Annotated in this window: 3 protein-coding genes; all 3 read left to right on the top strand. The window is 46.1% G+C overall.

The window, feature by feature from the left end:
* Positions 1–843 (top strand): flavodoxin family protein (locus tag Q7V48_04145; protein ID MDO9209926.1); only part of this gene is annotated, 843 nt, incomplete at its 5' end.
* A gap of 12 nt (positions 844–855) precedes the next feature.
* The gene (locus Q7V48_04140; GenBank protein ID MDO9209925.1) at positions 856–1212 is read left to right on the top strand and encodes a hypothetical protein; all 357 of its coding nucleotides are present in this window, start codon (positions 856–858) and stop codon (positions 1210–1212) included.
* A 25-nt stretch (positions 1213–1237) separates the two neighbouring features.
* Positions 1238–1793: hypothetical protein (locus tag Q7V48_04135; GenBank protein MDO9209924.1), on the top strand; the 556-nt coding region annotated here is incomplete at its 3' end.

Raw genomic sequence — 1793 nt, 5'->3', positions numbered from 1 at the left:
GCGTTAAACGGTAGCTTTAGAAAAAACGGAAATACTGAAATTCTTTTGAAGCAAGCATTAATGGGGGCTGAATCGGAGGGAGCTGAAGTGGAAATCCTCAGGCTTACCGATTACAAAATCGAGCCATGCCGGGGATGTGGGCTTTGTCTATTCAGAGAAAATGTGTGCCAGGTACAAGACGATGATGTCAGTTTTATTTTTTCGAAAGTGGATGGGTGCGATGGGATGATTTTGGGTACTCCGTGTTATTTCCTGGAATTGACCGCAGTGGTCAAGCAACTGATTGACCGATGCTGGATTCTGGGCCATAAAATTGGAAAAATCAAGAAGCCGGCGACGGTCATCATCCCCTATGCTACGCGCGGGTGGATTCCCTATGTTTCAGTGCAATCCAATATCCTGCTGAACCTTATGGGGCTGACGAAAATTAATGAGATCACCGTTTGTACCCAGGGGATATCCGAGGTGGTCTTAGACCAGGATGCGATGGATTTGGCCTATGGCTTGGGTAAAGAAATAGCGGTCGCCATAAGGGAAAAAGATTTTATCTATAAGGGTGAGGCTGGTATCTGCCCTTCCTGTCATGATTGGCTGGTGCGGATATTAAAAGATAATGAGACCGTCGAATGTCCTACGTGCGGGGTGCGGGGAAAACTGAGTATCATCAATGGAAAAATTAGCGTCCAATTTGAAGAAAAGGCGTGGACAGACAGCCGGTTTAGGCCGGATGTGGGTTATAATCACTTTACCTATCATATTGCGCCGTCCAAAGACTATTTCCTGAGAACCAAAGAGGAGAGGAAAATTAAAACTCAGAAATATAAAGAATATTTAACGAAGTAAGGAGATTAGGTCATGACCAAATATTTTGTAAAATTGCGATACTATCCAGGGGATCCTTGGGAAGAAATAAATGAAAATGATTTGAAAACCTTCGAAAAAGAGTACGGGGTAAATATCGCTTATGAGAAGATCGAGAATAGAGAAATGAAAGATGGCCTGCGTATGGAGAAAACCCTCGATAAGCGTATAGAAGATATCTCTCAGGAAGTCATTACGCTATCTGCGGAAAAGGAGGATAACTTTTCAAACTGTATTATAGCTCTATATAAAAAATACAGATGCCCACGCACTCCTTATAGTCTACTGGGTAGCAATGATGCCGGCCAGAAAATTGCAAAAAAATTAATGGATATACATGGCGGGTGGTGATTTTTAAAGTTAGGGAGGTGTGCTTATGCCCAAGACAAATGCAATCATGGATTTTGCGAAAGAGAATGGTGCCGATCTTGTCGGCATAGCGCCCGTGAATCGCTTTGAGGGGGCCCCCCAAGGCCATAAACCGGAAGACCTCTTACCTGGAGCCAGAAGCGTTGTAGCCATGGCCAAAAGAATTCCTCTGGCCATCGTCAAAAAAATTCCAGGCCCATATTATGAAAAATTCGGGTATCACGACCTAAACGCCCATTTGCGTGAACTGTCCTACAAGGTCGCCGTCTTCCTCGAGGACCAAGGATATGAGGCATTGCCCCTCGACCCATCCATAGCGGATCAAGCACGGGAGGTGGAGATCCTTCAGGAGGAGCCGGAGCCCAAGGTGAGGATCCTGGGTGACTTCTCCCATCGGCACGCCATAGTTGCAGCAGGGTTAGGAGAAATCGGAGCTAGCTGCATGGTTGTAGTTCCCAAGTTCGGGCCCAGGATCAGACCCGTTTCGGTGATTACCACCGCCCCATTAGAACCTAACCCCAAACCCGCAGGAGAGAACCTATTCAAGATTTGCCAACCCGAAG

The organism is Deltaproteobacteria bacterium (assembly GCA_030654105.1).
In the GTDB taxonomy this organism is placed as follows: Bacteria; Desulfobacterota; SM23-61; order SM23-61; family SM23-61; genus JAHJQK01.
Note: the sequence above shows the minus strand (reverse complement) of the source record. Positions and strands in the feature narration are given on the sequence as shown.